20 protein-coding genes and 1 tRNA gene are annotated in these 24,895 nt (G+C 65.9%); 18 read left to right on the top strand and 3 right to left on the bottom strand.

The features are described from left to right. Positions 1–14: 14 nt before the first annotated feature. The 8 genes from AC51BJ_RS02960 (at position 15) to AC51BJ_RS02925 (ending at position 12,961) form a co-directional block, all read left to right on the top strand. Positions 15–518 (top strand): acetone carboxylase subunit gamma, encoded by a 504-nt coding sequence (locus AC51BJ_RS02960; protein ID WP_019918104.1) that lies wholly within the window; start codon positions 15–17, stop codon positions 516–518. Between the two features lie 236 nt (positions 519–754). Further along, entirely contained in the window at positions 755–1,765 is a 1,011-nt protein-coding gene (locus AC51BJ_RS02955; RefSeq protein WP_430434155.1) for a WD40/YVTN/BNR-like repeat-containing protein, read from the top strand. A gap of 21 nt (positions 1,766–1,786) precedes the next feature. Next, entirely contained in the window at positions 1,787–4,165 is a 2,379-nt protein-coding gene (locus AC51BJ_RS02950) for an efflux RND transporter permease subunit (protein ID WP_496279285.1), read from the top strand. A 91-nt stretch (positions 4,166–4,256) separates the two neighbouring features. Continuing rightward, positions 4,257–5,837: a DUF1302 family protein gene (locus AC51BJ_RS02945; RefSeq protein WP_232419640.1), complete on the top strand. Its 1,581-nt coding sequence runs from the start codon at positions 4,257–4,259 to the stop codon at positions 5,835–5,837. Between the two features lie 17 nt (positions 5,838–5,854). Further along, positions 5,855–7,180: a DUF1329 domain-containing protein gene (locus AC51BJ_RS02940; protein WP_296811760.1), complete on the top strand. Its 1,326-nt coding sequence runs from the start codon at positions 5,855–5,857 to the stop codon at positions 7,178–7,180. A 131-nt stretch (positions 7,181–7,311) separates the two neighbouring features. Further along, entirely contained in the window at positions 7,312–9,273 is a 1,962-nt protein-coding gene (locus AC51BJ_RS02935) for an AMP-binding protein (protein ID WP_496279284.1), read from the top strand. A 213-nt stretch (positions 9,274–9,486) separates the two neighbouring features. After that, complete coding sequence (locus AC51BJ_RS02930) at positions 9,487–10,689, top strand: acetyl-CoA C-acyltransferase (protein WP_024300416.1); 1,203 nt, start codon at positions 9,487–9,489, stop codon at positions 10,687–10,689. A 289-nt stretch (positions 10,690–10,978) separates the two neighbouring features. Next, positions 10,979–12,961 (top strand): sigma-54-dependent Fis family transcriptional regulator, encoded by a 1,983-nt coding sequence (locus AC51BJ_RS02925; RefSeq protein ID WP_496279375.1) that lies wholly within the window; start codon positions 10,979–10,981, stop codon positions 12,959–12,961. Positions 12,962–13,317: 356 nt separating this feature from the next. Here AC51BJ_RS02925 and AC51BJ_RS02920 read toward each other — a convergent pair whose 3' ends face one another. Then, positions 13,318–14,025: an anti-sigma factor gene (locus tag AC51BJ_RS02920; RefSeq protein ID WP_496279283.1), complete on the bottom strand. Its 708-nt coding sequence runs from the start codon at positions 14,023–14,025 to the stop codon at positions 13,318–13,320. Further along, a complete protein-coding gene (locus tag AC51BJ_RS02915) occupies positions 14,022–14,585 on the bottom strand; it encodes a sigma-70 family RNA polymerase sigma factor (RefSeq protein ID WP_019918113.1) in 564 nt (187 codons plus the stop codon). Before AC51BJ_RS02915 ends, AC51BJ_RS02920 begins: the two co-directional genes overlap by 4 nt. Positions 14,586–15,001: 416 nt before the next feature. Here AC51BJ_RS02915 and AC51BJ_RS02910 point away from each other — a divergent pair, with 416 nt between their 5' ends. The 4 genes from AC51BJ_RS02910 to AC51BJ_RS02895 all read left to right on the top strand — a co-directional run bounded on the left by AC51BJ_RS02910 (position 15,002) and on the right by AC51BJ_RS02895 (position 19,237). Next, the gene (locus AC51BJ_RS02910) at positions 15,002–16,315 is read left to right on the top strand and encodes a DEAD/DEAH box helicase (protein WP_019918114.1); all 1,314 of its coding nucleotides are present in this window, start codon (positions 15,002–15,004) and stop codon (positions 16,313–16,315) included. A 161-nt stretch (positions 16,316–16,476) separates the two neighbouring features. Continuing rightward, a complete protein-coding gene (purE, locus tag AC51BJ_RS02905) occupies positions 16,477–16,983 on the top strand; it encodes a 5-(carboxyamino)imidazole ribonucleotide mutase (protein ID WP_020164837.1) in 507 nt (168 codons plus the stop codon). 123 nt (positions 16,984–17,106) lie between these two features. Beyond that, the gene (locus AC51BJ_RS02900; RefSeq protein ID WP_496279282.1) at positions 17,107–18,252 is read left to right on the top strand and encodes a 5-(carboxyamino)imidazole ribonucleotide synthase; all 1,146 of its coding nucleotides are present in this window, start codon (positions 17,107–17,109) and stop codon (positions 18,250–18,252) included. A 4-nt stretch (positions 18,253–18,256) separates the two neighbouring features. Further along, positions 18,257–19,237 carry an L-threonylcarbamoyladenylate synthase gene (locus tag AC51BJ_RS02895; protein WP_496279281.1) on the top strand — a complete coding sequence of 327 codons (981 nt, stop codon included), beginning with the start codon at positions 18,257–18,259 and terminating at the stop codon, positions 19,235–19,237. Here the strand turns inward: AC51BJ_RS02895 and AC51BJ_RS02890 are convergent. Further along, the gene (locus AC51BJ_RS02890; protein ID WP_430434144.1) at positions 19,224–19,940 is read right to left on the bottom strand and encodes a DUF3108 domain-containing protein; all 717 of its coding nucleotides are present in this window, start codon (positions 19,938–19,940) and stop codon (positions 19,224–19,226) included. The genes AC51BJ_RS02895 and AC51BJ_RS02890 overlap by 14 nt on opposite strands. A 120-nt stretch (positions 19,941–20,060) precedes the next feature. Here AC51BJ_RS02890 and AC51BJ_RS02885 point away from each other — a divergent pair. The 6 genes from AC51BJ_RS02885 to AC51BJ_RS02860 all read left to right on the top strand — a co-directional run. Then, positions 20,061–20,136: transfer RNA gene (locus tag AC51BJ_RS02885), tRNA-Ala, on the top strand. 178 nt (positions 20,137–20,314) lie between these two features. Further along, entirely contained in the window at positions 20,315–20,920 is a 606-nt protein-coding gene (locus AC51BJ_RS02880; protein WP_496279280.1) for a response regulator transcription factor, read from the top strand. Beyond that, positions 20,920–22,755, top strand: coding sequence for a sensor histidine kinase (locus AC51BJ_RS02875; protein WP_496279279.1), 1,836 nt, complete (start codon positions 20,920–20,922; stop codon positions 22,753–22,755). The genes AC51BJ_RS02880 and AC51BJ_RS02875 overlap by 1 nt, the downstream gene beginning before the upstream one ends. 101 nt (positions 22,756–22,856) lie before the next feature. Beyond that, positions 22,857–23,270, top strand: a complete 414-nt coding sequence (locus AC51BJ_RS02870; RefSeq protein ID WP_496279278.1) for a phasin family protein — start codon at positions 22,857–22,859, stop codon at positions 23,268–23,270. A 171-nt stretch (positions 23,271–23,441) separates the two neighbouring features. After that, positions 23,442–24,344, top strand: coding sequence for a sulfate adenylyltransferase subunit CysD (cysD, locus tag AC51BJ_RS02865; protein ID WP_496279277.1), 903 nt, complete (start codon positions 23,442–23,444; stop codon positions 24,342–24,344). After that, on the top strand, positions 24,344–24,895 hold a 552-nt coding region (locus AC51BJ_RS02860; protein ID WP_496279276.1), incomplete at its 3' end, for a GTP-binding protein. The genes cysD and AC51BJ_RS02860, both read left to right, overlap by 1 nt.

The following is a 24,895-nucleotide window of genomic DNA, read 5'->3' as shown; positions in this document are numbered from 1 at the left end:
TCAAGGAGCAATAAATGTCGACTTACACCAACGAGCAGGTCGCTCACCTGGCCGAGGGCACGCTGGACTGGGAAACCACTTTCCGCATGCTGTCCATGCCGAAGGACAACAGCCGCTTCAAGCAGTACGTCGAGGCGCTGCAGAAGAAAGTGACCTTCAAGGACAAGATCGTGCTGCCGCTGGCCCCGCACATGTACATCGTGCAGACCGCGAAGAAGCAGTGGGTCATCAAGTGCGATTGTGGTCACGAGTTCTGCGACTACACCGACAACTGGAAGATGCACGCGCACATCTACGTGCGTGACACGGAAGAGGCGATGACCGAGGTTTATCCGAAGCTGATGGCGCCGGATACCAACTGGCAGGTGTACCGCGAGTACTACTGCCCGACCTGCGGCACGCTGCACGACGTCGAGGCACCGACTCCGTGGTACCCGGTGATCCACGACTTCGAGCCGGACATCGAAGCCTTCTACAAGGAGTGGGTCGGCCTTCCGGTGCCCGAACGGGCGTCGTGATGGATAGCCGGGGCGCCCACAAGGTGCCCCGGCGCGACCGGCCGGGGGAGGCCGGTCGCAGCGACAGCGGCCGGTTCCGGCCGGCCGCCTTCCTCCAAACACCCTGACGCGGAATCGGCAGTACCCGTATGCGGCCTCTGGCGGCTGCAGGGGGCCCCTCACGCCGAAATGTCCGTCCAGGTCATGAAAAGCGTCGTGCGCCCAGCGCACGGAACGGCGCCAGAAGGAGACAGAAGATGCTTCACCAGCTCAAGCGGTTCGGCAGCGGTGCACGTGCCGCGGTCAATGTCGTCACCTCGACGCTTCCCATCGCCATCATCGGTGGTCTGCTGTACGCGGGCTTCTTCGTGAAGGCCGAAGCCGTCATCAACAAGGTCGAGCCCAAGGCAGTCGAGCGGCGCGACAACTTCTTCAGCGTCACCGCACCGAGCGAGCAGATCGCCTGGGCTGCCGGTACCGGCGGCAAGATCGTCCGCAGCGACGACGGCGGAAAGACCTGGCACCGCCAGGTGGCCCCCACCTACGAAAACCTGCAGGGCATCGCCGCCTGGGATGCGCAGCACGCGGTGGTCGCGGGCAACCACGGCGTCATTCTCTACACCGCCGACGGCGGCAGCTCCTGGAAGGCCGGGCAGGTGCCGAAGTCGGACAACCCCAACAAGCTGTTCCGCGTGCACATCTTCGACGGCGTGGCCTGGGCGGTCGGCGAATTCGGTTCGCTGCTGCGCTCGGAAGACAAGGGCGTGACCTGGACGCGCGCGATGGAAGAGAAGGACCGCGCCTGGAACGACATCTACTTCCGCGGCCAGAACGGCTGGCTGGTCGGCGAGTTCGGCACCGTCATGCGCACCACCGACGGCGGCGCGACCTGGACCGAGAACGAACTCGAAAACAAGGTGAGCCTGATGGGCGTCGATTTCCGCGACGACCAGAACGGCGTTGCCGTGGGCCTGACCGGGACCCTGCTGGTGACCAGCGATGGTGGCGCCAGCTGGCGCGAAGTGCCGCGCCTGACCCGCGAACACCTGCTCGACATCGCATGGGACGAGAACCGCTGGGTCGCCGTCGGCGACAAGGGCGTGATGGTCACGTCGGACGCCGCAGCCGCCGAATGGAAGCTCGGTCGCATCTCCGAGGGTGACGTGTCCTGGCGCACGCAGATCGCGCGTGCCGGTAATCGCTACTACGTATCGGGCGCCAATCTGGGCGTGCTCGAGGGCGGCAAGCTGACCATCGTCGGTCGATAAGAAGCGCAGGGGGAGAATGCTGTGAAAAACGAAACTTTCAGCAAGGTCGAACATGCGTTCGCGACGCTGATCCGTCATCGCACCTGGGTGGTGCTGGCGGTGGCGCTGCTGACCGCCGTCATGGGGTATCTCGCGAGCCACGTCGAAGTGAAGACGGTGTTCAGCGACTTGCTGCCGAAGAACCACCCGTACGTCGCGGTGAACCAGCAGTTCAAGTCGACCTTCGGCGGTTCGAACATGGTCAGCATCATGATCGAGGTGAAGGAAGGCGACATCTTCAAGCCCTCGGTGCTGGCCAAGGTGCAGAAGATCACCGTAGGTCTGCAGCAGGTCGACAGCGTCGACACCTACCAGATCATCTCGATCGCATCGAAGAAGATCAAGGAGGTGCGCGCCTCGACCGAGGGCGTCGAGTCGCGGCCCATCATGTGGCCGGAGCTGCCCAAGGGGCCGGCCGAGATGGCGGTGCTGAAGGAGGCGGTGCTCAACAATCCGCTGATCTACGGCCCCTATGTGTCGATGGATCTGAAGGCCACGCTGATCACCGCCGACTTCCTCGACGGTGACATCAATTACAGCAAGGCCTTCGAACAGATCATGGGTCTGGTCAAGGAGGCCGACGGCGACGGCGTAATGGTGCGCGTGGTCGGCGAGCCGGTGCTCTACGGCTGGGTCAATTACTACCTCGACGAAACCATACAGATCTTCTTCGCCGCCATCGCTTCGCTGGTCATCATCCTGATGCTGATCACGCGCACCTGGCACGGCACGGTGCTGCCGCTGCTGGCCGGTGTCATCAGCGCGATCTGGGCGCTGGGCGCAGCCAAGCTGATGGGCTTCCACCTCGATCCACTGGTGATCGTGGTGGCCTTCCTCATTACGGCGCAGGCGATCTCCAACTCGGTGCAGCTGATTTCGCGCTACGACGACGAGATCGCGCACGGCGCGACGACGTCGGCCGCGGCCGCGGTGGCGAGCGCGAAGAATCTTTTCAAGCCTTCGATGCTGGCCATCGTCGCCGACGCGGGCTGCGTGCTGGTGGTGGCGCTGACCCCGATACCGATGCTGGAAAAGATTTCCTACATCGGCACGGTGTGGATCTTCTCGATCTTCGTCAGTGCGCTGATCATGACCCCGGTCATGCTGTCCTTCTTCAAGCCGGGACAGGGGTTCGTGCATCCGCTGAACATTCGCCCGGTGCTCGAAACCATCCTGCGTGCCTGTGCAGGTGTCGTCACCACGCGCCTGCGCTACGTCGTGCTGGCCATCACCGGCATCGTGTTCGTGGTGTCCGGCTGGTATGCCTTCAACCTGAAGGTGGGTGACGCCAACCCGGGTTCTCCCATCCTGTGGCCGGACTCGTCGTACAACCAGGATGCGTCCGACATCAACCGCCAGTTCCAAGGTTCCGACCGCATGTTCGTCGTGGTCGCCGGCAAGGAGAAGGGCGCGCTGCGCGAGCCGGAAGTGCTGCAGAGCATGGCCAACTTCCAGCGCTACATGGAAGCCCAGCCCGAGGTCGGCGGCAGCATTTCGCTGGCCGACATCCTGCCGCAGGTGCGCCGCGTGCTGCGCGAGGGCAATCCGATGTACGCCGAACTGGGCAACGACGCCGGCGAAAATTCGGAGCTGACCTATATGTTCGTCTCGGGTTCCGATCCGGGCGACATGGACCGCTACGCCGACGCCGACGCGAAGAACGGCGCGGTCACGCTGTTCTTCCGCGACCACCAGGGCGAAACCATCCGTACCGCGGTGGCCCGCGTGCAGGACTACGTGGCGCAGAACCCGATCGAGAAGGCGGACTACCTGCTGGCCGGCGGCCTGGTCGGCGTGCTGGCCGCGGTCAACGAGGTCATCCTCGCCGGCCAGATCGAGGCGATCGCGCTCGCGCTGCTGGTGCTGGTGGTCTGCTGCACGGTGACCTACCGCTCCACCGTGGCCGGGGTGTTCTTCATGATCCCGGTGATGCTGTCCAACACCATCACCTTCAGCTACATGGCATGGCAGGGCATCGGCATGAACATCAACACGCTGCCGGTGGTCGCCCTGGGTATCGGTCTGGGGGTTGATTACACCTTCTACATCGTCGATGGCATCCGCGAGGAACTGCACCACAACCCCAACGTGGAACGCGCCATCGTCAAGGCGCTGTCCAGCGCCGGTCGCGGCGTACTGGTGACCGCACTGACGCTGATCACCAGCGTCGGTCTGTGGAGCTTCTCGTCTCTGCGCCTGCAGGCCGACATGGGTCTGCTGATCGCTCTGTGGCTCTTCATCTCGGCCTTCAGTGCGCTCTTCATCATGCCGGCCATCGTCTATGTGTTCCGCCCCGCGTTCATCGTGGGCAGCAAACAGCGCCCGATCGAGCGCGCCGAAGAACCTGCAGTCGTTGTGTGAGGGCAGCCCGTCGCGCCCGTCGGTGTCAGCCGACGGCGACGGGCGTGTGCAGGCGGCTCATGGGTAGTCCCAAACAGGAGGGAGTGGAGACATGAGAAGAAGCAGAACCTTCAGGCGGACCGGCACCGGTCTGGCGGTGGCGGCGGCACTGGCGATGATGGGCATGCCCGTCGCGCAGGGCGCCGAGGAGGCGGCGAAAGAGGGTGGCAACTGGGCGGGTACGGACGATTTCAGTTTCCAGCTGTCGGGTTACGCGCGTGCCTGGGCCTCGTTCAATCTCGAGGATCAACCGGAACTGAGCGCAGTCGGCAAGGACAGCGCCGGCAAGCTGTCGATGTTGCGTGGCTCCGTGCTGCTCGACGCCGACGCGAAGACCGGCCCGGTCAAGTGGAAGGTGATCGGTCGCCTCGACCGCGAGTACAAGACGAACTACCTCGAAGATCTCGAAGACCTGCGTGCCACCAACGGCACGGCCGGCGGCAAGAGCATCACCGAGAACTACAACAACGGCGACATCCGCGAGTTCTGGGCGGAGATTCCGATTGGTGACCGCATCACGGTCAAGGCCGGCAAGCAGCAGCTGGTGTGGGGCGAGTCGGACTTCTTCCAGGCGATGGACCTGGTTCATGGCTACGACTACAGCTGGCGCCTGTTCTTCGAGGGCGAGAACGAGGAATGGCGCAAGCCGCTGATCATGGTGTCGACCAAGATCCGCATTCCCGAAGCCAAGGGCATGATCGCCGCCTTCGTGCGTCCGGGCTGGGACCGCTGCGAGGACATCGGCAACACCTACGATATCCGCGGCGGCCGCTGGTTCTTCCAGCCCTACCGCGGCTTCGACCTGACGCAGGTGACGGACAAGAACTGCGATCACAAGGACGGCGACATGGACGACGTGACCGGCGGTATCCGCTGGTCCGGTGAAGCCTACGGCCTGAACTACTCGATCGCCTACCTGACGACCTTTGCCGCTGATCCGGTGGCCAGTTCCGTCTTCAGGCCGCACCAGGGGGTACCGGTCACCGGTGCCGTGTTCGACCTGATCCATCCGAAGATCGACGTGCTCGGCGCCACGGTCAGCGGCTACAGCGAAACGCTGGACGCCGTGATCAGCGCGGAAGTCGCCTTCACCAAGGACCAGCCGTACAACGTCGGCAGCGGCGCCTTCAATCCGGGAAATGCCGCCAACCCCGGCATCGGTCTGAACGGCATCAAGAAGAAGGACACGCTGCGGACCATGATCCGCATCGACAAGGACCTGAGCCTCGAAGGCATCTTCGGCACCTCGCGTCCGTCCTTCTCGTCGGTCCAGCTGTTCAACACCCAGGTGCTGGACTACGACGGCCGTGAGGACCTCGTTCGCCTGTTCGCCTACGGCACCAAGCTGAACGAGCACAGCACCATCCTGACCATGTTCACGACGCTCAACTACAAGAACGACACGATCAATCCCGGCCTGGCCGTGGGCTTCGATCTGTCGAACGGTGGTGGCTTCGCGATCCCGAGCGTGGCGATGACCTTCTCCGACAAGTGGCTGGCGAAGGTCGAAGCGGACATTTTCTGGGACGGCGGCAAGAGCAACAGGACCCAGTTCAGCAATGGTGAATCCCAGCTGTTCGGCTACTTCAGTCGCGCAAGCCAGCTGGTGTTTCGCTTGACCCGGCAGTTCTGATCAAAGGAGGAAGACAGATGTACACGCTCAACACACATATCCCGGCCGGTCGCGCGCGACGCACGGGTGTCGCCGGTGCGCTCGCACTGGTGCTCGGTCTGGCCGCCGGTCAGATCAACGCCAAGGAGCTGGAAGCCGGCTTCATCATCGACAAGAGCAACTACGACAGCATCAAGAACGACACCTTCGAGAAGAAGACGATCGCCTCGATGGTGCCGGAGAAGCTGGAGTGGATGATCAAGAACTACAACCTGACCATCAAGCTCGCCAACTCGAAGAAGATCGAGATGGATCCGAAGTATGTCGAGTGGTCGAAGAAGAACGTCGGCACCGTCAAGTTCAATCCGGCGGACCGCACCGTTTCGGGCTGGCAGGCCGGCATGATGTTCCCGCCGGAAACGATCAAGATGGACGATCCGCACGCCGGCGACAAGGTGATCTGGAACCTGCGCGCTGCCACCTACGGCGCGACGATGGACCTGCGCGACATCGCCTGGGCCTTCCTCGACGCGAAGAAGGGCTATGAGCGCGTGCAGGCCTTCCAGTCCCGCCGCTACTACATGGAAGGCCGGCTGGATGGCGGTCCGATCACGGTCGGCGACGGCACCATCGCGCAGAAGACCTACTTCGTCGCCCACTACCCGCAGGACATCCGTGGCCTCGGCACCTTCTCGGTCCGCTACAACCAGGCCGATTCGAAGAAGCCGGACGACTCCTACGCCTACCTGAAGTCGGTGCGCCGCGTACGCCGTCTGTCGGGTGGCGCGTGGATGGATCCGATCGGCGGTACCGACCAGCTGTACGACGACTGGGACATCTGGGACGCCGCGCCCACCAAGTACAAGTCGAACAAGCTGATCGAGAAGCGCTGGGTGCTGGCCATCGCGCACAGCCCCGAGATGAGCGTCGATGTATCGCAGCCCTACACCGAGCCGCAGAAGCGCTTCCCGCGCATCAACATGAGCGAGGCGCCGTACTTCAACCCGGCCAAGGACATCGGCTGGGAGCCGCGCGAGGTGTACGTGGTCGAGGGCATCCCGCCGGACGAGCATCCGTACAGCAAGAAGGTGGTGTACATGGAAGTGGACTTCCCGCGTCCCTACCTCGGCTATGCGGAAGACCGCAAGGGCGAGTTCTGGAAGATGTTCATCTTCCAGAACCGGCCTGACATCGGCGACGACGGCTACAAGGCGGTCATGCCTGTCATCGGCCACATCATCGACGTCAAGCGCGGCCACGCAACCAACTGGTCGTCGAACATGAAGTCCAACCCGAAGGGCGTCAAGGAAACCGACGTATCGCTGAACGTGCTCGAAGAAGTGGCAACGGGTACGGGCAAGTAAGCGCAGTTGAACGCATTGCTGGAACCTCCTCCCGGCATGTTCGCCCGACCCTGTGCAGCGCGGGGTCGGGCTTTTTTCGCCGCGGAAACCGGGTGCGGAGCGGGCCGGCATAAAGAGAACAGGATTCGATCATGAAGGTATTCACGCCATCTGGATACGAGTGGAAGGGCACGCGGCTTGCCCGTTTCATTGAACGTCATGGCTACGGCTCGCTCGATCAGCTGCAGGAGGACGCCGAGCGCGATGCGCCGGTCTTCTGGGACCGCGTCGTGGCCGAGGTGGGGCTCGAATGGAGCACGCCCTACACGCAGACGCTGGACATGAGCGACGGCATCATGTGGCCGCGCTGGTTCGTCGGCGGCCGGCTCGATCTGGTCGACAACATTGTCGGCAAGCACGCGCGCCGCCACCCGGACAAGGTGGCTGTCCGCTGGGAAGGCGACGCGGGCGAAGAGCGACGCATCACCTACGCGGAGCTGGCACGCGAAGTCGACGGCGTGGCGGCGGGGCTGCGTGCGCTGGGCGCAGGCGAGGGCAGCCGTATCGCGATCTATCTGCCCATGGTGCCGGAGGCCGCCGTCATCCTGCTCGCCGCGGCAAAGATTGGCGCCATTTCGGTGCCGATGTTCTCCGGCTACTCCGCCGACTCGGTCGTACAGCGCGTGCAGGACGCCGCAGCCACCGTGCTGGTGTGCGCAAACGGCTACTTCCGCCGCGGCAAGCCGGTGCGCATGCTGGCCGACGCGCTGGCCGCGGCCGATGCCTGCGAATCGGTGCAGCACGTGGTGGTGGTCGACCGCCTGGGCAACGGACCGTACGCCGGCAGCGAGCATGGCGGCCACTACGATCTGTGCGATTACGCGACGCTTGCGGCCACCCCGGCGGATCCGTCCGCGGCTGAGTCCTTCGGTGCCTCCGACCCGTTGATGCTGGTGTACACGTCCGGTACCACCGGCAAGCCCAAGGGTGTGGTGCACACGCACGGCGGCTTCCCGCTCAAGGCGGCGCAGGACATGGTGATGGCCTTCGATCTGCGCGAGGACGACACCCTGATGTGGGTGACCGACATGGGCTGGCTGATGGGCCCATGGATGGTGTTCGGCGCGCTGCTGCTGGGCGCCACCATCGTGCTGTGCGAAGGCACGCCTGACTACCCGGACGCCGGCCGGCTGTGGCGCATCGTGCAGCGGCACGGCGTCACCCACCTCGGCCTGTCGCCGACGCTGGTACGCCTGCTGATGGGCAGCCGCGACGCCGTGCCGCAGAGCGGATCGCTCGACACCGTGCGCGTGTTCGGCTCGACCGGCGAGGCGTGGAACGAGACACCGTGGCTGTGGCTGTTCGAAACGGTCGGTCAGAGTCGTCGTCCCATCGTCAATTACTCGGGGGGGACCGAGATCGGCGGCGGCATCCTCGCCTGTTTCCCCGGTCTGCCGCAGACCGCCTGCGGCTTCAACGGACCGATCCCCGGCATGGCGGCGGACGTCGTCGATGCCGAAGGCAAGCCGGTGCGCGGCAGCGTCGGCGAACTGGTGCTGCGCCAGCCGTGGCCCGGCATGACCCAGGGCTTCTGGAACGACCCCGAGCGTTACGAGGACACCTACTGGTCGGCGCTGCCCGGGCTGTGGGTACATGGCGACTGGGCCAGCATAGACAGCGACGGCTACTGGTTCGTGCACGGCCGCAGCGACGACACCATCAAGGTGGCGGGCAAGCGGCTCGGTCCGACCGAGTTCGAGTCGGCGCTGGTGTCGCACCCGCTGGTGGCCGAGGCGGTGGCGGTCGGTGTGCCCGACCCGATCAAGGGCGAGGCGGTGGTGTGCTTCGTCACGCTGCACGACAAGCGCAGCGGGCAGGAGGGCTGGAGCGTGTGGGAAACCGAGCTGTCGGACCACGTCGCCCGGCTGCTCGGCAAGCCGTTGCGCCCGGCCCGCATTCACGCGCTGACGCAGATCCCGAAGACGCGCAACGGCAAGATCCTGCGCCGCGTCGTGCGCAACGCCTACATCGGGCGACCGATGGGCGACCTGTCGTCGATGGAGAACCCGCGTTCGATCGACGAGGTGATCGGCCTGCGCGCCGCCCGCGTCTGAAGGTCGGACGATCGGACGTCCGAAAGCCGGACGGTCGCAGTACGCGCCGTACGGCTTTCGGACGCCCCATGTCGTCGACTCTCAAGAAATCGAGTCAGGTGATTGAAAAAAAGACGTTTTTCAATTCATCGAAACTGGCCCGCTAATTGCAATTACGTGACACGCGGACGCGCAGCGGCCCGACGGTTGCCGCCTTCCGCGAAGGAGCATCGAGTGAATCAAGTGTCAGATCCCGTAGTCGTCGTGTCGGTCAGCCGCACTCCGCTGGGCGGATTTCTCGGCAACCTTTCGGCGCTGACCGCGCCTCAGCTCGGCGCAACGGCAATCGCCGCCGCCGTGCAGCGTGCCGGCATCAGTGCCCACGACATCGATGAGGCCTATATGGGCTGCGTGCTGCCGGCCGGCATCGGTCAGGCGCCGGCCCGACAGGCAGCCCTCCGCGGCGGCCTGCCGGCATCCACCGCCTGTACCACCGTCAGCAAGGTGTGCGGCTCGGGCATGAAGGCGGTCATGCTGGCGCACGACGCAGTGCGCGCAGGCTCGGCCGGCATCGTCGTCGCGGGCGGCATGGAATCGATGAGCAACGCCCCCTATCTGCTGGCCCGTGCCCGGGCCGGCTACCGACTCGGTCACGACCGCGTGATCGACCACATGTTTCTCGATGGGCTGGAAGACGCCTACGACGAGCGCGGCACGCTGATGGGCGTTTTCGCCGAGCGCTGCGCCGAGGAATATGGTTTCAGCCGCGCCGACCAGGACGCCTGGGCGCTGCGCTCGCTGAACCGCTCGCTGGAAGCCGATGCGAGTGGCGCCTTCGACTGGGAGATCGCGCCGGTCGAAGTGATCGGTCGCGGCGACTCACGCGCCAGCGTGGTGCGCGACGAGCAGCCGCAGACGGCGAAGCCGGAGAAGATTCCGTCCCTGAAGCCCGCCTTCCGCAAGGACGGCACGGTCACGGCCGCCAACTCGAGTTCGATTTCCGACGGTGCCGCGGCGCTGGTGCTGATGCGTACATCCACCGCCAGGTCGCGCGGCCTGACGCCGCTGGCCACGATAGTCGCCCACGCCGGTCACGCCGGCGCACCGGCGCGCTTTCCGATGGCACCGGTCGATTCGATCCGCAAGGTGCTGGAACGCGCCGGTTGGTCGAAAGCCGATGTCGACCTGTATGAGATCAACGAAGCCTTCGCCGTCGTGACGCTGGCCGCGATCCGTGACCTCGGCCTCGATCCGGATACGGTGAATGTCCATGGCGGCGCCTGTGCGCTCGGTCACCCGATCGGCGCCACCGGCGCGCGGCTGCTGGTGACGCTGATCGGCGCGCTGCGACGCAGCGGCGGCCGGCGCGGCATCGCCAGCCTGTGCATCGGTGGCGGCGAAGCCACTGCGATCGCACTGGAGTTGTACGAGAATTGAGCTAACCTGATTTGATTGGCCGGGTGGCGCCCGGCCTGCGCCTTGAAGATTCACCCGGCGGCTGACATTCCGCGGCTGCCGGTGCAACATGGTTTTCAAACAAGCCTGCGAGACGATGCGCCTCGAAGCGGATCGCTACGCCGGTATCGGAGGAGTCGGGTGCTGCATGCATCACGTCCGTGGTGCCTCGCAGCCTGTCTACCTCCACTACAAACAGGAGGTGGCCATGGAATTGCGGGACGACGATCAAAGCCAGATGTTTTCGCGCCCGGAGCGAGACCGGGACGTGATGAACCACTGGGAGCGACTGCTCAACGGCGAGGAATGCAGTTCCGACGCCCTGCGCCGCCTGATTGACGACTCGTGGCGCCGCTGCCTCAACGCCCACGTCGATCCCGGCAAGTACCAGGCGCCGCCGCCACTGAGCGAGAACTCGCTCTATTCGCTGCAGCAGAAGCACGGAGACCTGCTCACCGCCAGCACGCCGGTGATGGCGATGGCGCGCGACTTCCTCGCCGAAACCGGAACCATCATGGTGCTGACCGACCATAGCGGCACCATACTCAGCCTCGAAGGCGACCCGGCCACGCGCGACGAAGGCGCGATGATGAACATGATGCCGGGGGCGAGCTGGAGCGAGACGGCCTGCGGCACCAACGCGATAGGCACCGCCATCGCGGTGCGCCACCCGGTGCAGATCCATTCCGCCGAACACTACTGTGCCGGCATCAAGCGCTGGACCTGTTCGTCCACCGTCATCCTTGACCCCTACGACAACAGCGTGCTCGGCGCGATAGACGTGTCGGGCCTGCAGCAGACGTACAACAAGCACAGCCTGGCGCTGGTGGTCGCCACCGCCAGCAAGATCGAAGGTCGTCTGGCCAAGCACGAGATGGGCATCCGCTTCCGCCTGCTCGAGCGCTGCATGCACCGGCTCACCCACTCGACCTCGGACGGCGTCATCGTGTTCGACCGCCGCGGCAATCCGGTCAAGGCCAACGAGCGCGCCGAACAGGCGCTGAACCAGCTGTCCGAGGGCCGCATCGGTTCGCGCAAACTCGACATCGCATCGCTTACGCTGGGTCACGCCACCGACGACGGGCTGCCGGCCGGCCTGCAGGGCTGGATTGCGCCGGAATGGCTGGAACCGGTTCTGGACAACGGACAGCGCATCGGCACCCTGCTCACGATTCCGATCTTCAAGCCGCGTTCGGTGCAGGGCACGACGATGCCGGTCGGCGCCACCAGCGCAGCGCACGAGCCGAGCAAGCTCGACTGCGTGGTCGGCAAGGACCCGGTACTGATGGAAGCGGTCGAACGCGCCCGTCACCTGTCGCGTTCCAACGTGCCGGTGCTGCTGCTCGGCGAGACCGGCGTCGGCAAGGAGGTGTTCGCCAAGGGCATCCATGACTGCGGCAGTGCGAAGGCGGCGCCCTTTGTCGCGGTGAATTGCGGCGGCCTGTCGCGCGAGCTGCTGGCGACCGAGCTGTTCGGCTACGCCGAGGGCTCATTCACCGGTGCGCGGCGCGGCGGCATGATGGGCAAGATCGAAGCGGCCAACGGCGGCACGCTATTCCTCGACGAACTGGGCGAAATGCCGCTCGACATGCAACCGCACCTGCTGCGCGTGCTGGAGGAGGGCGAGATCTACCGCCTCGGCGAGAACACGCCGCGCAAGGTGAAATTCCGGCTGATCGCGGCGACCAATCGCGATCTGCGCAAGGAAGTCACCGATGGCCGCTTCCGCATGGACCTCTACTACCGGGTCGCGGTGACCAGCGTGCGCATCCCGCCGCTCCGCGAGCGGCTGGGTGACATCCCGGTGCTGTCGCGCGCGCTGATGGAGAAGCTGGCGGCGCACCACGGCGTGCCGGTGCCGCAGCTCACCGCATCCGAAATCAGCGAGCTGTCTTCCTACTCGTGGCCGGGCAATGTGCGCGAACTGCGCAACATCCTCGAATCGATGCTGCTGACCGGCGAGCGTCCGCGTGCGCTGATGACACCCGAAGCGCCGCGTGGCATCCAGTTGTTCGACGCGCCGCTGGCCACCGATCACGGCATGGTCTTCGGCGGCGAAACGCGCGAGAACCGGCGGCTCGAAGAAGCCGAGCGCGACGCCATCCTTGGTGCCATCGATGGCAGCCACGGCAATATGGCACTGGCCGCGCGCTCGCTCGGCATCGCCAAGAGCACGCTCTACCTCAAGCTGAAGAAATTCGGCCTCGATGCGCTGGTCGAGCGCGCGCGCGAGGTTCACGCCAAGGGACACTGACGGAAGCGCGCGCCAGCGAGGACCACGGCTCCGGAGATGGTCAGGACAGGTCTCTGAGAGCATGTGGCAGTAACCGTCGATGTCACGCCGAGGCGCACGGCCCACCGCCGCCGTCGCGGTCAGAGGACCCCGCCCACAGGGGGCTTGCGCCATATCCACGGCTCGAGCGGGGGCGAGGTTCTGTGGGAGGGGTCTTCCGACCCCGACGGGAGCCTGCATCGAAAACGGCGGCAAGGGCCGCTCACAGAATTTCCGCTCTGTGAGCGGTCGTAAACCGCTTTGGTGGGAACGGCCGCTGCCGACCGCAGGCCCCGATCCAGACCGGTGTCAGGCCGGTAGCGGCCTGGCCGCAGAGGTCACATCACCTTCACCGCGCGCCCGATGTACAGGATGGGGCCGGTCGGGCGACCGATCGGCGAACCGTATTCGGGTTCAAGCGTGATTTCGAACAGCTGATTGGGCTCCAGCGGCGGCAGTTCCTTCATCTGCACGTCGAGCGGGCGGCCCGGCTGCACCAGGCCCAGCGAGACCGGCCCCTTCCATTTGTCGCCCTTGGTCCAGAACTGCAGCGCCTTGGCCTGCGGCACCTCGGTCACGCCAAGCGGGATGAGCTTGAGCGACTGTTCGGTGCTGGCCTGCACCACCCAGCCCGGCGCCTTGTCGTCCGGCGCCACCAGAACCACCATGAACTTGGGTTCGCCGGCCTGCTGCGTGCCGGGCAGACCCACGACGGCGAGCAGCATGGCGGCGGCGAAGCCGGTGGCGGCCAGCGAGCGCCAGAACGCGAGGCTGTCCCACAGCCGGCTGAAAAGAGAGGAGGGCGCCGATGCCGCGCTCGCGCGCGGCGCCGGCCACAGGCTGCGTTCGATGCGCGACCACAGCCCGGGTGGCAGCGGTTCCGGTTCGACCATGCGTGTCAGCGGCAGAAGCCGCTCCTCCCAATCGGCGACGCGTGCATGCAGCGTGGTGTCGTTCTCCATGTCGCGCTCGACCTCATTGCGGCGGGCCGCGTCGAGCAGGCCCAGCACATAGAGGCCGGCGATGTCTTCGGGGGTCTGGATCATGCGAGGCACTCCTTCAGTGCCTGCAGGCCGCGGCGTATCCAGGCTTTGATCGTGCCGAGCGGCGTGGCCAGCCGGTCGGCGATTTCGGTATGGGTGCAGCCTTCGAGGTAGGCGAGCAGGATGCTGGAGCGCTTCGCGGCGTCGAGCCGTCCAAGGCAGTCGTAGAGCATGCCGGCCTCCGAGGACAGCAGTACCTGCTGGTAAGGGTCCGGCACGCTGGAGGAGGTTTCGTGCTCGAAGTTGTCGGTCAGCGATTCGTCGGCCGGCACCTCGCGCGCGTGGTCGCGAATGTGGTTCAGCGCGCCGTGGCGCACGATGCTGTAGATCCAGCCGCGCGCGCTGCCGCGGCTGGCGTCGAAACTGGACGCCTTTTCCCAGATGCGCACGAAGGCATCGTGCACGACGTCCTCGGCGACGTCGCGACGGCGCACGATGCGCAGGGCCACGCCCATCAGGCGGCCGCCCTCACGCTCGTATATGCGGCGCAGGGCGCTGCGCTCGCCGGCGGCACAGGCGCCGAGCGCCGCCTCGAAATCGAAATCGTCCGTGGTGCTTGTCATGGTTCTGCCTTGAACGGGTGAAGGATCGCCGAGCACCGCTGCCGTGAGCCGGCGCCAGCTTCTCACGGCTTACCCCCGAGTCGCCCACACGGATGCAGTCGGACGCGATTTTTTTCGATGCCGGGTTGGAGGTCGATTGTTGCAATGCGAAAAAGAGCTTGCAAACATACATGCCCGTCTGTAAAGTTCGCGCCTTCGTGCTTTCCCCGCGTCTGCTCCTGGCGACGCATTCCCGGTTTGGTCCGGCGCTGGCACGAGAAAGTTATCGTCCCTGGCCTGTCTTTTTCTCCCGCCTGTTTGGTCAAGCGTGGTTGATCGGTTAGTGCCGATAGAACGTCGGGATTTCGCCCGACCAACCCGCTCCTTCCGCACTGCTTGTCGCAGCGCGGCGGGTAGCCATTGTGTGGAAAAAATACATGGAATTCTCAGAACTCGGTCTTAACGAATCCCTTCTTGGCGCAATCGTCGAGGCCGGTTACCCCAATCCCACCGCCGTGCAGGAAAAGGCCGTCCCCGCCGCTCTGGCCGGTCGTGACCTGATGGTGTCCTCGCAGACCGGTTCGGGCAAGACCGCGGCCTTCATGTGGCCGGCGCTGAACCGCCTGACGCAGGACTCGGCCGTCAAGGCCCGCGGCCCGCGCATCCTGGTGCTGACGCCGACGCGCGAACTGGCCATCCAGGTCACCGACGCCTGCCGCAAGTATGGCCGTGGCCTGCGCTACGCCAAGGCGGTCAGCGTGGTCGGTGGTACCTCCTACGTGATGCAGAACAAGCTGCTGGCCCAGCCCTATGAAGTGCTGGTCGCCACGCCGGGTCGTCTGATCGACCAGATGGACAGCGGCCGCATCGATTTCGGCCGTCTGGAAATGCTGGTGCTCGACGAAGCCGACCGCATGCTGGACATGGGTTTCATCGAGGACATCGAAGCCATCGTCGACCGCCTGCCGCAGAGCCGTCAGACCCTGCTGTTCTCGGCCACCTTCGAGCCGCGCGTCTGCCGTCTGGCCGAGCGCCTGACCAAGGACGCACAGCGCATCGAAATCCAGGCAACCGCCGCCCAGCACGAGAACATCGAACAGCGCCTGCTGTTCGCCGACGGCATGGGCCACAAGCAGCGCCTGCTCGACCACCTGCTGCGTGACGAGGGCGTCGAACAAGCCATCGTGTTCACCGCCACCAAGCGCGACGCCGACCAGATCGCCGAGCAGCTCGGCGAGAACGGCTTCCTGGCTGCGGCACTGCACGGTGACATGCACCAGGGCGAACGCAATCGCACGCTGGGCCACCTGCGCCGCGGCGCGCTGCGCGTGCTGGTCGCCACCGACGTTGCCGCCCGCGGCATCGACGTGGCCGGCATCAGCCACGTGATCAACTTCGATCTGCCGAAGTCGGCGGAAGACTATGTGCACCGCATCGGCCGTACCGGTCGTGCCGGCCGCAGCGGCATCGCGGTCAGCCTGGCGTCCGGCGACGACGTGCGTCGCGTCAAGACGATCGAACGCTTCATCCGTCACACCATCCCGGTGCACACCATTCCGGGTCTGGAGCCGCGTGTGCAGCCGCGTACGTCCGCTCCGCGCGGCCCGCGCACCGGCACCGGTCGTCCGGGCAGCTGGGGCAACAAGCCGGGCAACGGCCCGCGTCGTCCGGGTGGCGGTGCGCCGCGCAGCGAGGGCGGCTGGCGTGGCAACAGTTCCGGCCGCAGCGACCGCGCGCGTCGTGCGGACTGATCGCTGACGCAGGCTGAAGCACAGAGGGTCGACCAGGCCCCAGAGGGGCACCGGGCAATCGGTGCCCCTTTCGTTTTTTCCATGTTTGTCGATTCGCTGTCGCGCGGGTGTAGAATCCGCGCCTTTTTCCGGGCCGACGAGGCCGGCGAAGGATGAAGCCGATGAGTGCTGAAGACCACGCCCGCACGCCGCTGGTTGGCGTCGTGATGGGATCGAACTCCGACTGGGACACCATGCGCGCCGCCTGCGCCATGCTGGAACAGTTCGGCGTGCCGTTCGAGGCGCGCGTCGTGTCGGCGCACCGCACCCCCGACCTGCTGTTCTCGTACGCTGAAGAGGCGCGCAGCCGTGGTCTGCGCGCCATCATCGCCGGTGCCGGTGGCGCTGCCCATCTGCCAGGCATGCTGGCGGCCAAGACCACGGTGCCGGTGCTCGGTGTGCCGGTGCAGTCGCGGGCGCTCAACGGCATGGATTCGCTGCTGTCCATCGTGCAGATGCCTAAGGGCATTCCGGTCGCCACCTTCGCCATCGGCGAGGCGGGTGCAGCCAACGCCGGGCTGTTTGCGGTGGCCTTGCTGGCGGGCGAAGATGCATCGCTTGCGCAGGCGCTCGAGGACTTCCGCGCCCGGCAGGCGCAGACCGTGCTGGACATGAAGCTCGAAGGCTGACCGCCGTCGCTGCGTCTGCCGTCCGCTGCATCCATTTTCAGGTTTTAATCCGCGTTCATCCGCCACATCCGCATCCGTCCGCGGTCACGAGAAGTTGAGCCGGATCTTTCGGAGCCATTGCAGATGATTCTTCCTCCCGCAACCCTCGGCATGCTCGGCGGCGGTCAGCTCGGCCGCTTCTTCGTGCTGGCTGCGCACGAAATGGGCTATCGCGTCGTCGTGCTCGACCCGGACCGCAACAGCCCGGCCGGCAAGGCGGCCGACGAGCACCTGTGCGCTGCCTACGACGACATGCAGGCGCTGGAACGACTGGCGCAGACCTGCGCTGCGGTGACCACGGAGTTCGAGAACGTGCCGGCGGACACGCTGGATCACCTGTCCAAATTCATTCCGACCCGCCCCAACGCGGCCTGTGTAGCGGTGGCGCAGAACCGCATCGCTGAAAAGACCTTCCTGTCCGACCGTGGCTTCTCGGTCGGCCCGTTCGCGGCGATCCGCAGCGTGGCCGACATCGAGGCGGCCGATCCGTCGCTGTTCCCCGCGGTGCTCAAGGTGGCGCGCTTCGGTTACGACGGCAAGGGGCAGGCGAGGGTGAGCAATGTGGCGGAGGCGAAGGCGGCCTTCGAAAGCTTCAAGCGCGAAGCCTGTGTGCTGGAGAAGATGCTGGCGCTCGAACTGGAGGTGTCGGTGGTGCTGGCCCGCGACGCAGCCGGCCGTGTCGCGCCGTTCCCGGTGGCCGAGAACAGCCACAGCAATGGCATTCTCGACGTGACCATTGCGCCTGCGCGGATCAGCGGTGCCCTGGCGGCAGAAGCGACCGAAATGGCCGCGGGCATTGCGGCCGAACTGGGCTACGTCGGCGTGCTTGGCGTCGAGTTCTTCATCGCCGGCGGTCGACTGATGGTCAATGAAATGGCGCCGCGGCCGCACAACAGCGGCCATTACACGATCGATGCCTGTGTCACAAATCAGTTCGAACAGCAGGTACGCATCCTGTGCGGCCTGCCGCTGGGCGACGCGCGCCAGCATTCGCGCGCGGTCATGGTGAATCTGCTCGGTGACCTGTGGTACCAGCAGGACGCCCACCACTCGCACGAACCCGACTGGTCGCGCCTGCTGCGCCATCCGGGTCTGAAGCTGCACCTCTATCAGAAGCATCACGCACGCCCCGGCCGCAAGATGGGCCACTTCACCGTACTCGGCGAGAGCGGCGATCCGGTCATCGACACCGCGATGAATGCGCGCGGCGCCATCGGCATTGCCGGCTGACGCAATGAGTGCGTCGGATGCCGACATCGCCGACGCAGCGCGCCGGCTGCGCGCCGGCGAACTGGTCGCGCTGCCGACAGAAACCGTCTATGGGCTGGGTGCCGACGCGATGAATCCGGCGGCGGTGCGCCGCATATTCGAGGCAAAGGGGCGGCCGGCCGACCATCCGCTCATCGTGCATCTGCCCGACGCCGAGCAGATCACCGTCTGGGCGCGCGATATCCCGCGCGAGGCGATTGCGCTTGCGCAGGCCTTCTGGCCAGGACCGATGACCCTCATCCTGAAGCGGGAGGAGGACGTACCGCTCGAGGTGACCGGCGGTCAGGACACGGTGGGGCTGCGCGTGCCGGGGCATCCGGTGGCGCTGAAGCTGCTGCGCGCCTTCGGCGGCGGCGTCGCTGCACCATCGGCCAACCGCTTCGGTCGCATCAGCCCGACCACGGCGCAGCATGTGCGCGACGAGTTCGGTGATTCGGTCACCGTGCTCGACGGCGGGCCGTGCGAGGTCGGCATCGAATCGACCATACTCGACCTGTCCGGAGACACGCCGCGCATCCTCAGGCCGGGCGCCATCAGCGCCGGGCAGATTGCTGCCGTGATCGGTCGCATGCCCGCGGGCAAGGGCGACGAGAACTCACCGCGGGTGTCGGGTGCGCTCGCCGCGCATTACGCGCCGCGCAGCGCGATGCGCAAGATCGCGCCAGCGCGGCTGCGCGACTTCCTGAACGCCTTCCGCCACAGCGGGCGCCATTGCGCGGTGATCGCACACAGCCAGCCGCCGCTGTCCGATTGCCCGCATCGCTGGTTCATGCTGCCGGCCGAACCGGCCGGTTACGCGCGGGGTCTTTACGCCGCGATGCGTGACGCGGACGCGGTCGGTGGTTCGATGATCGTGATCGAAGCGATTCCGGAAACGCCCGAATGGGCCGCCGTGAACGACCGCCTCGGACGCGCGCTTGCCGGCGCCGGCATCACGCCACAGTAAAGCCGGTCAGCTCCCACACGATCCAGTCCTCACGCAGCAGCGGATGGCGGCTGCGCAGCTTGGGCATGTACTGACCGCGCCACTCGCGCTTCACCCAGCGTTTCACCTCGGGTACGAACCACAGGTGTTCGACGCGTTCAGACTGCGTGCGGAAGAAATCCGGATGTTCGAACTTGATCAGCCGACGTACGCGCAAGGCTTCGAATTCACCCGCCGGCACGGTCACACGTTCGTAGCCGAGCGTGTCGATCTGCACGTGCCAGCGGCGCGGCCGCTCCTTCGGATCGGTGCTCACCATCGACTGCCACGCCTCGCGCACGCCGGGTTCGAGCAGCGCCGGAAGCAGCGGTAGCGGCGCGTCGTAACGGTTGTCGCGGTCATAGACGGTGTCGCGGCTGACCACCCAGGGCGCCGCGTACTCCTCGAACTGGCCGCTGCGCAGACTGCTCAGCGGCTTGCCATCGACCTCGATGCGCAGGCGCGGCGGGTCCGCCTGCTCGACGACGTAGCGGATCCCGGCTTGCCGCTCGCGGTTGTAGCCGTTCAGTTCGTCGTACATCCACTCATCGCCGACCGCGAGCTGCGCCGCCATGTGCTCGGCCTGTTCGTACTGCCGCGCTGTCGCGCAGCCGGCCAGCCAGAGCGGCGACGCCACCAGCAGCGCGCCGGCCGCGCTGCCGCCGATGAAGCGCCTGCGATCCATTCCGTCGATCTCTTTTTTCATCGTGTCTGAAGTCCGTACCGGTAATGATGCTGCGACCGCGTGATTCTGATCGATGTTCCTTCACAACCGGCATCCGAGGCCCTATAATCCGCAGCCGTTGGGGGGGTAGCTCAGCTGGGAGAGCGTCGCGTTCGCAATGCGAAGGTCGGGAGTTCGATCCTCCTCCTCTCCACCACCGGACACAGCCCAAAAAGCCGATTGCTTCGCAATCGGCTTTTTCTTTTTCCGCCCTGCGTTGACGCGCGCCGGCCGGCCTCGCACACTCGCGCTTCATTGATATTGCATGATGCGCACGTGAATCCGTCATCGCGGTCTGTCGGTCACGGCCTCCGGCAGACAGGGGGCCGGCCCGGATGAAGCATACCGTTCTCGTCGTCGACGACCATGAAATGACCCGCGTCGGGTTGCGCGCCTGTGCGCAGGCGACAGGACTGGGCGACGTCGACTGGCTCGATGCCGGCACGCTGAGCGGCGCGCTGGCCGCTTTCGCGGCGCATCGTCCCGATCTGGTCCTGCTCGATCTGAAGCTGCCCGACAGCCTGGGCCTGCAGGGGCTGAGACGCTTTCTGGCCGAGGCGCCCGAGGCACGTGTGGCCGTCTTTTCGGCGACCGAGGACCCGGTCGTCGTCGAGCAGGCGCTGGCCTTGGGCGCGCTCGGTTATGTGCCGAAAAGCGCCCGCTCGGCGGACATCCTCGACATGGTGCTCACGCTGCTGCGAGGCGGTGCCTTGCCACACGCTTGCCGTGAGCCGAATGCGGACTATGGTGTGACCCCGGGCACCGAGTCGCTGAATCCGACGCAGTTGCGCGTGCTTGAACTGGTACTCGCCGGCCACAGCAACCAGCAGATCGCCGACGCCCTTGGGCTGGCGCTCGGGACAGTCAAGAATTCGGTGTCGTCCGTCATGCTCAAGCTCGACGCACAGTCCCGTCTGCATCTGATCAGCCTGTTCCGCTGATGCCGCAGCAGGCGACCGCATTGGTGGACGCGGGCGCACTGTCCTCGCCCGAGGTCGAGGCGCGCATCTTGCGCGAACAGGTCGATTCGATGATGCGCACGAGCCGCAGTGCGGCGATCGGCGCCTTCTTCATCGGGCTCGGTTTCTGGATGTTCGCCTGGTATCAGACAGGGCATCGCGGCGCGCTGTTGTGGGCGGTTCTGCTGCACGGGTGTCAGCTGTGGCGTTACGTCGGTTACCAGCGCTACCTGCGCGCGCCGGAGGCGGCGCGTGACCCAAGGCAGGCCGGCATCGACTACAGCAATGCGCTGGTCGTCAATGCGACGATCTGGGGACTGGCGCCGTGGATGTTCCTGCCCGACGACGATCCCTTGGTGAGTGCGCTGATGATGCTGGTCATCCTCGGCATGAGCACGGGCTCGATCGCCTCGCTCGCGCCGCACCGGCGCGCGCTGCTGAGCTTTCCGATTCCCGCCATCCTCGGCCTGTCGAGCCGCATGCTGTGGCAGGGCGATACGGCGCACCTGTTCATGGGGGCGGCCGCGCTGATCTATCTGTACGTGAATCTTGCCTTTGGACTGCAGCAGCACCGCCTGCTGACCGAGGCACTGCGCAGTCGCTACGAAAAGGAGGCGCTGGCGCGACGGCTGCGCGAGCAGATCGATATTGCCGAGCGTGCGAGCGCCGAGCGCACGCGCTTCTTTGCTGCGGCCAGCCACGACCTGCGGCAGCCCCTGCACTCGCTTGGGCTGTTCGGCAGCGCGCTGGCGGCACGTCTGCGTGGTGGACCGGAGGAAGCGCTGGCCCGCAACCTGATGTCCTGCGTGACCGCGCTCGAATCCTCTTTCAACGAAATGCTCGACGTGTCGCGACTGGATGCTGGCGTAGTGCAGGCACGCATTCGCCCGGTGGCACTGGCCGACGTGTTCCGCGCGCTCGACCGCAGCTTTGCCGCCGAGGCAGAGGGGCGCGGCCTCTCGTTGCGGCTGCGCGCGCGCGGTCACTGGGTGCGTACCGACCCGCAACTGCTCGAACGCCTGCTCGGCAATCTGGTGCACAACGCGCTGAAGTTCACCGCCCGCGGGGGCGTCGTGGTCGGCGCCCGGCGGCGCGGCGGACAGGTTTCGATCGAGGTGTGGGACAGCGGGCGTGGCATCGAGGCGGCCGAGTTGCCGCGCGTGTTCGAAGAGTTCTATCAGGTCGGCAACCGCGAACGCGATCGCACGCAAGGGCTGGGCATGGGGCTTGCCATCGTGCGCCGGCTGGCGGCGCTGCTGCAGCTGCAGGTCGAGGTCGATTCGCGGCCGGACCGCGGCACCGTGTTCCGGGTGCGAGCACCCGCAGCTCTGCCGGTGGCGGAATCCGCACCCCCGCAACAGACGCCACCGCGTGCATGGCCGGTGCTGCAATCGGCCCGCGTGCTGGTGATCGACGACGAGGAGGCTGTCCGTGCCTCGACCGCGGCGGTGCTGCGCACCGCGGGCATCGAGGTTCACCTGGCGGACGGTGCGGCGATGGCGACCGATATCGCCTGTCGGCTGGAGGCGGAGGAGGGGGCGCGCATCGAAGTCGTCGTGTGCGACTTCCGTCTGCGCAACGACGAGGACGGCGTTTCCGTCGTCGCCGGCCTGCATGCCGCACTCCGGCGCGCGGTGCCGGCGGTGCTGATCACCGGCGACACCGCGCCCGATCGCGTGCAGCAGGCGCGGTACAGCGGCCTGCCCGTCCTCTACAAGCCGGTGCCGGCCGAACTGCTGCTGCACACGCTGGGCGACCTGCTCGATACCGCCAGGCCGGTGCGCGAGGTTATGCATCCGGACGCGAGCGGCCTATGATGTGCGCAGTGGGTGCTGCCGGGGGGACTCCCTTTTCATGGCAGCACGGCGGATCGAATCAGGGGGTTACAGTGAAGATTGCGTACGACGCTCAGGAGACCGTGGCTGCAGACGTGCCGAAGCGTCTGGTCAATATCCTTGCCGACGGCGGTGAACGCTTGCTCAAGCTGCAGGCCGAGTCGGTCAGTTCTGCGCTGACCACCCAGATGCGGGCCATCGAGCCGCCGCAGACAGTCGCCGAGGCGATGTCTGCGCTGTGGCAGTTGCCGCAGCTTTACGGTGCCTTGCTCGAAGAGATGGCCGAGCACGCGCGGCAGTCCTATCACATCATGTCGCAGGTGCAGAACGAGCTGGTCGACCTGGCTTGCGATTCGGTCGTGCAGCATGCGCCGGTGCTGACCGAGGCATTGAGCAGCGGCAACGTGCTGTTTGCCGACCGGCGTCACCGGTCGGTGGTGATCAACTTTCCCGACCGCCGCGGCATGATCGCGCGCAGCCGCTCGCAGAGCGCCTGACCGAGGCGCCGAGCGGCGCCGCTCGATGCGTTCCGGCGGTTGGCCGCGGCGACGCTGCACGGCATTCGCCGGGAACCCCCGCGCCGCGGTAAAATCCTGACCCTTTCGCACGGGCGGCCTGTCCGACGCCGTGCGGCCCGCTATTTCCGCACCTTCCGGTTCCCCAACACGATGAGTACATTGACGCACCTGCAACGGCTGGAAGCCGAGAGCATCCACATCATGCGCGAAGTGGTGGCCGAGGCCGAAAACCCGGTCATGCTCTATTCGGTCGGCAAGGACAGCGCCGTCATGCTGCACCTCGCCGCCAAGGCCTTCTATCCATCGGTCCCGCCCTTTCCGCTGCTGCACGTCGACACCACCTGGAAGTTCAAGGCGATGTACGAGTTCCGCGACGCAATGGCGCGCAAGCTCGGCATGGACCTGCTGGTGCACATCAATCCGGACGCCAAGGCACGCAACATCAATCCGTTCGACCACGGTTCGGCGCTGCATACCGACATGTGGAAGACCGAAGGTCTGAAGCAGGCGCTGGACAAGTACAAGTTCGACGCCGCCTTCGGCGGTGCCCGCCGCGACGAGGAAAAGTCGCGCGCCAAGGAGCGCATCTTCTCCTTCCGCACCGCGCAGCATCGCTGGGACCCGAAGAGCCAGCGCCCCGAGCTGTGGAAGCTGTACAACGCGCGCAAGCATCCGGGCGAATCGATCCGCGTGTTCCCGATCTCGAACTGGACCGAACTGGACATCTGGCAATACATCCACCTGGAGAACATCCCCATCGTGCCGCTGTACTTCGCGGCCGAGCGGCCGGTGGTCGAGCGCGACGGCACCCTCATCATGGTCGACGACGAGCGCATGCCGCTGCGTCCGGGCGAGACGCCGCAGATGAGGAGCGTCCGCTTCCGCACGTTGGGCTGCTATCCGCTGACCGGCGCGGTCGAATCGACCGCTGCCACGCTGACCGACATCATCCAGGAAATGCTGCTGACCACGACGTCAGAGCGCCAGGGCCGCGTGATCGACCACGATTCCTCCGGTTCGATGGAAAAGAAGAAGCAGGAAGGGTATTTCTGATGGCACACGTTTCCGACCTCATTTCGCAGGATATCGGCGCCTACCTTAAGCAGCACGAGCACAAGAGCCTGCTGCGCTTCATCACCTGCGGCAGCGTCGATGACGGCAAGAGCACGCTGATCGGCCGCCTGCTGTACGAATCGAAAATGCTGTTCGAGGACCAGCTGGCCGCGCTCGAAGCCGACTCGAAGAAGGTGGGCACCCAGGGCGGCGACCTCGATTTCGCGCTGCTGGTCGACGGTCTGGCCGCGGAGCGCGAACAGGGCATCACGATCGACGTCGCCTACCGCTTCTTCTCGACCGATCGGCGCAAGTTCATCGTCGCCGACACGCCGGGCCACGAGCAATACACGCGCAACATGGTCACCGGCGCCTCGACCGCCGATCTGGCCATCATCCTGGTCGATGCGCGCCACGGCGTGCAGACGCAGACCCGCCGCCACAGCTTCCTGGTGTCGCTGATCGGCATCAAGCGCGTGGTCGTCGCCATCAACAAGATGGACCTGGTCGGCTACTCGAAGGACGTGTACGAGCGCATCGAGAAGGACTAC

This window comes from Methyloversatilis sp. S146-33, assembly GCF_059552495.1.
Note: the sequence above shows the minus strand (reverse complement) of the source record. Positions and strands in the feature narration are given on the sequence as shown.

Coding starts and splice junctions, on each gene's coding strand:
- AC51BJ_RS02925 (WP_496279375.1), top strand. CDS start 10,979: ATGAACCACTGGGAGCGACTGCTCAACGGCGAGGAATGCAGTTCCGAC.
- purE (WP_020164837.1), top strand. CDS start 16,477: ATGAGTGCTGAAGACCACGCCCGCACGCCGCTGGTTGGCGTCGTGATG.
- AC51BJ_RS02935 (WP_496279284.1), top strand. CDS start 7,312: ATGAAGGTATTCACGCCATCTGGATACGAGTGGAAGGGCACGCGGCTT.
- AC51BJ_RS02895 (WP_496279281.1), top strand. CDS start 18,257: ATGAGTGCGTCGGATGCCGACATCGCCGACGCAGCGCGCCGGCTGCGC.
- AC51BJ_RS02880 (WP_496279280.1), top strand. CDS start 20,315: ATGAAGCATACCGTTCTCGTCGTCGACGACCATGAAATGACCCGCGTC.
- AC51BJ_RS02875 (WP_496279279.1), top strand. CDS start 20,920: ATGCCGCAGCAGGCGACCGCATTGGTGGACGCGGGCGCACTGTCCTCG.
- AC51BJ_RS02890 (WP_430434144.1), bottom strand. CDS start 19,940: ATGGATCGCAGGCGCTTCATCGGCGGCAGCGCGGCCGGCGCGCTGCTG.
- AC51BJ_RS02960 (WP_019918104.1), top strand. CDS start 15: ATGTCGACTTACACCAACGAGCAGGTCGCTCACCTGGCCGAGGGCACG.
- AC51BJ_RS02920 (WP_496279283.1), bottom strand. CDS start 14,025: ATGATCCAGACCCCCGAAGACATCGCCGGCCTCTATGTGCTGGGCCTG.
- cysD (WP_496279277.1), top strand. CDS start 23,442: ATGAGTACATTGACGCACCTGCAACGGCTGGAAGCCGAGAGCATCCAC.
- AC51BJ_RS02940 (WP_296811760.1), top strand. CDS start 5,855: ATGTACACGCTCAACACACATATCCCGGCCGGTCGCGCGCGACGCACG.
- AC51BJ_RS02955 (WP_430434155.1), top strand. CDS start 755: ATGCTTCACCAGCTCAAGCGGTTCGGCAGCGGTGCACGTGCCGCGGTC.
- AC51BJ_RS02945 (WP_232419640.1), top strand. CDS start 4,257: ATGAGAAGAAGCAGAACCTTCAGGCGGACCGGCACCGGTCTGGCGGTG.
- AC51BJ_RS02900 (WP_496279282.1), top strand. CDS start 17,107: ATGATTCTTCCTCCCGCAACCCTCGGCATGCTCGGCGGCGGTCAGCTC.
- AC51BJ_RS02910 (WP_019918114.1), top strand. CDS start 15,002: ATGGAATTCTCAGAACTCGGTCTTAACGAATCCCTTCTTGGCGCAATC.
- AC51BJ_RS02915 (WP_019918113.1), bottom strand. CDS start 14,585: ATGACAAGCACCACGGACGATTTCGATTTCGAGGCGGCGCTCGGCGCC.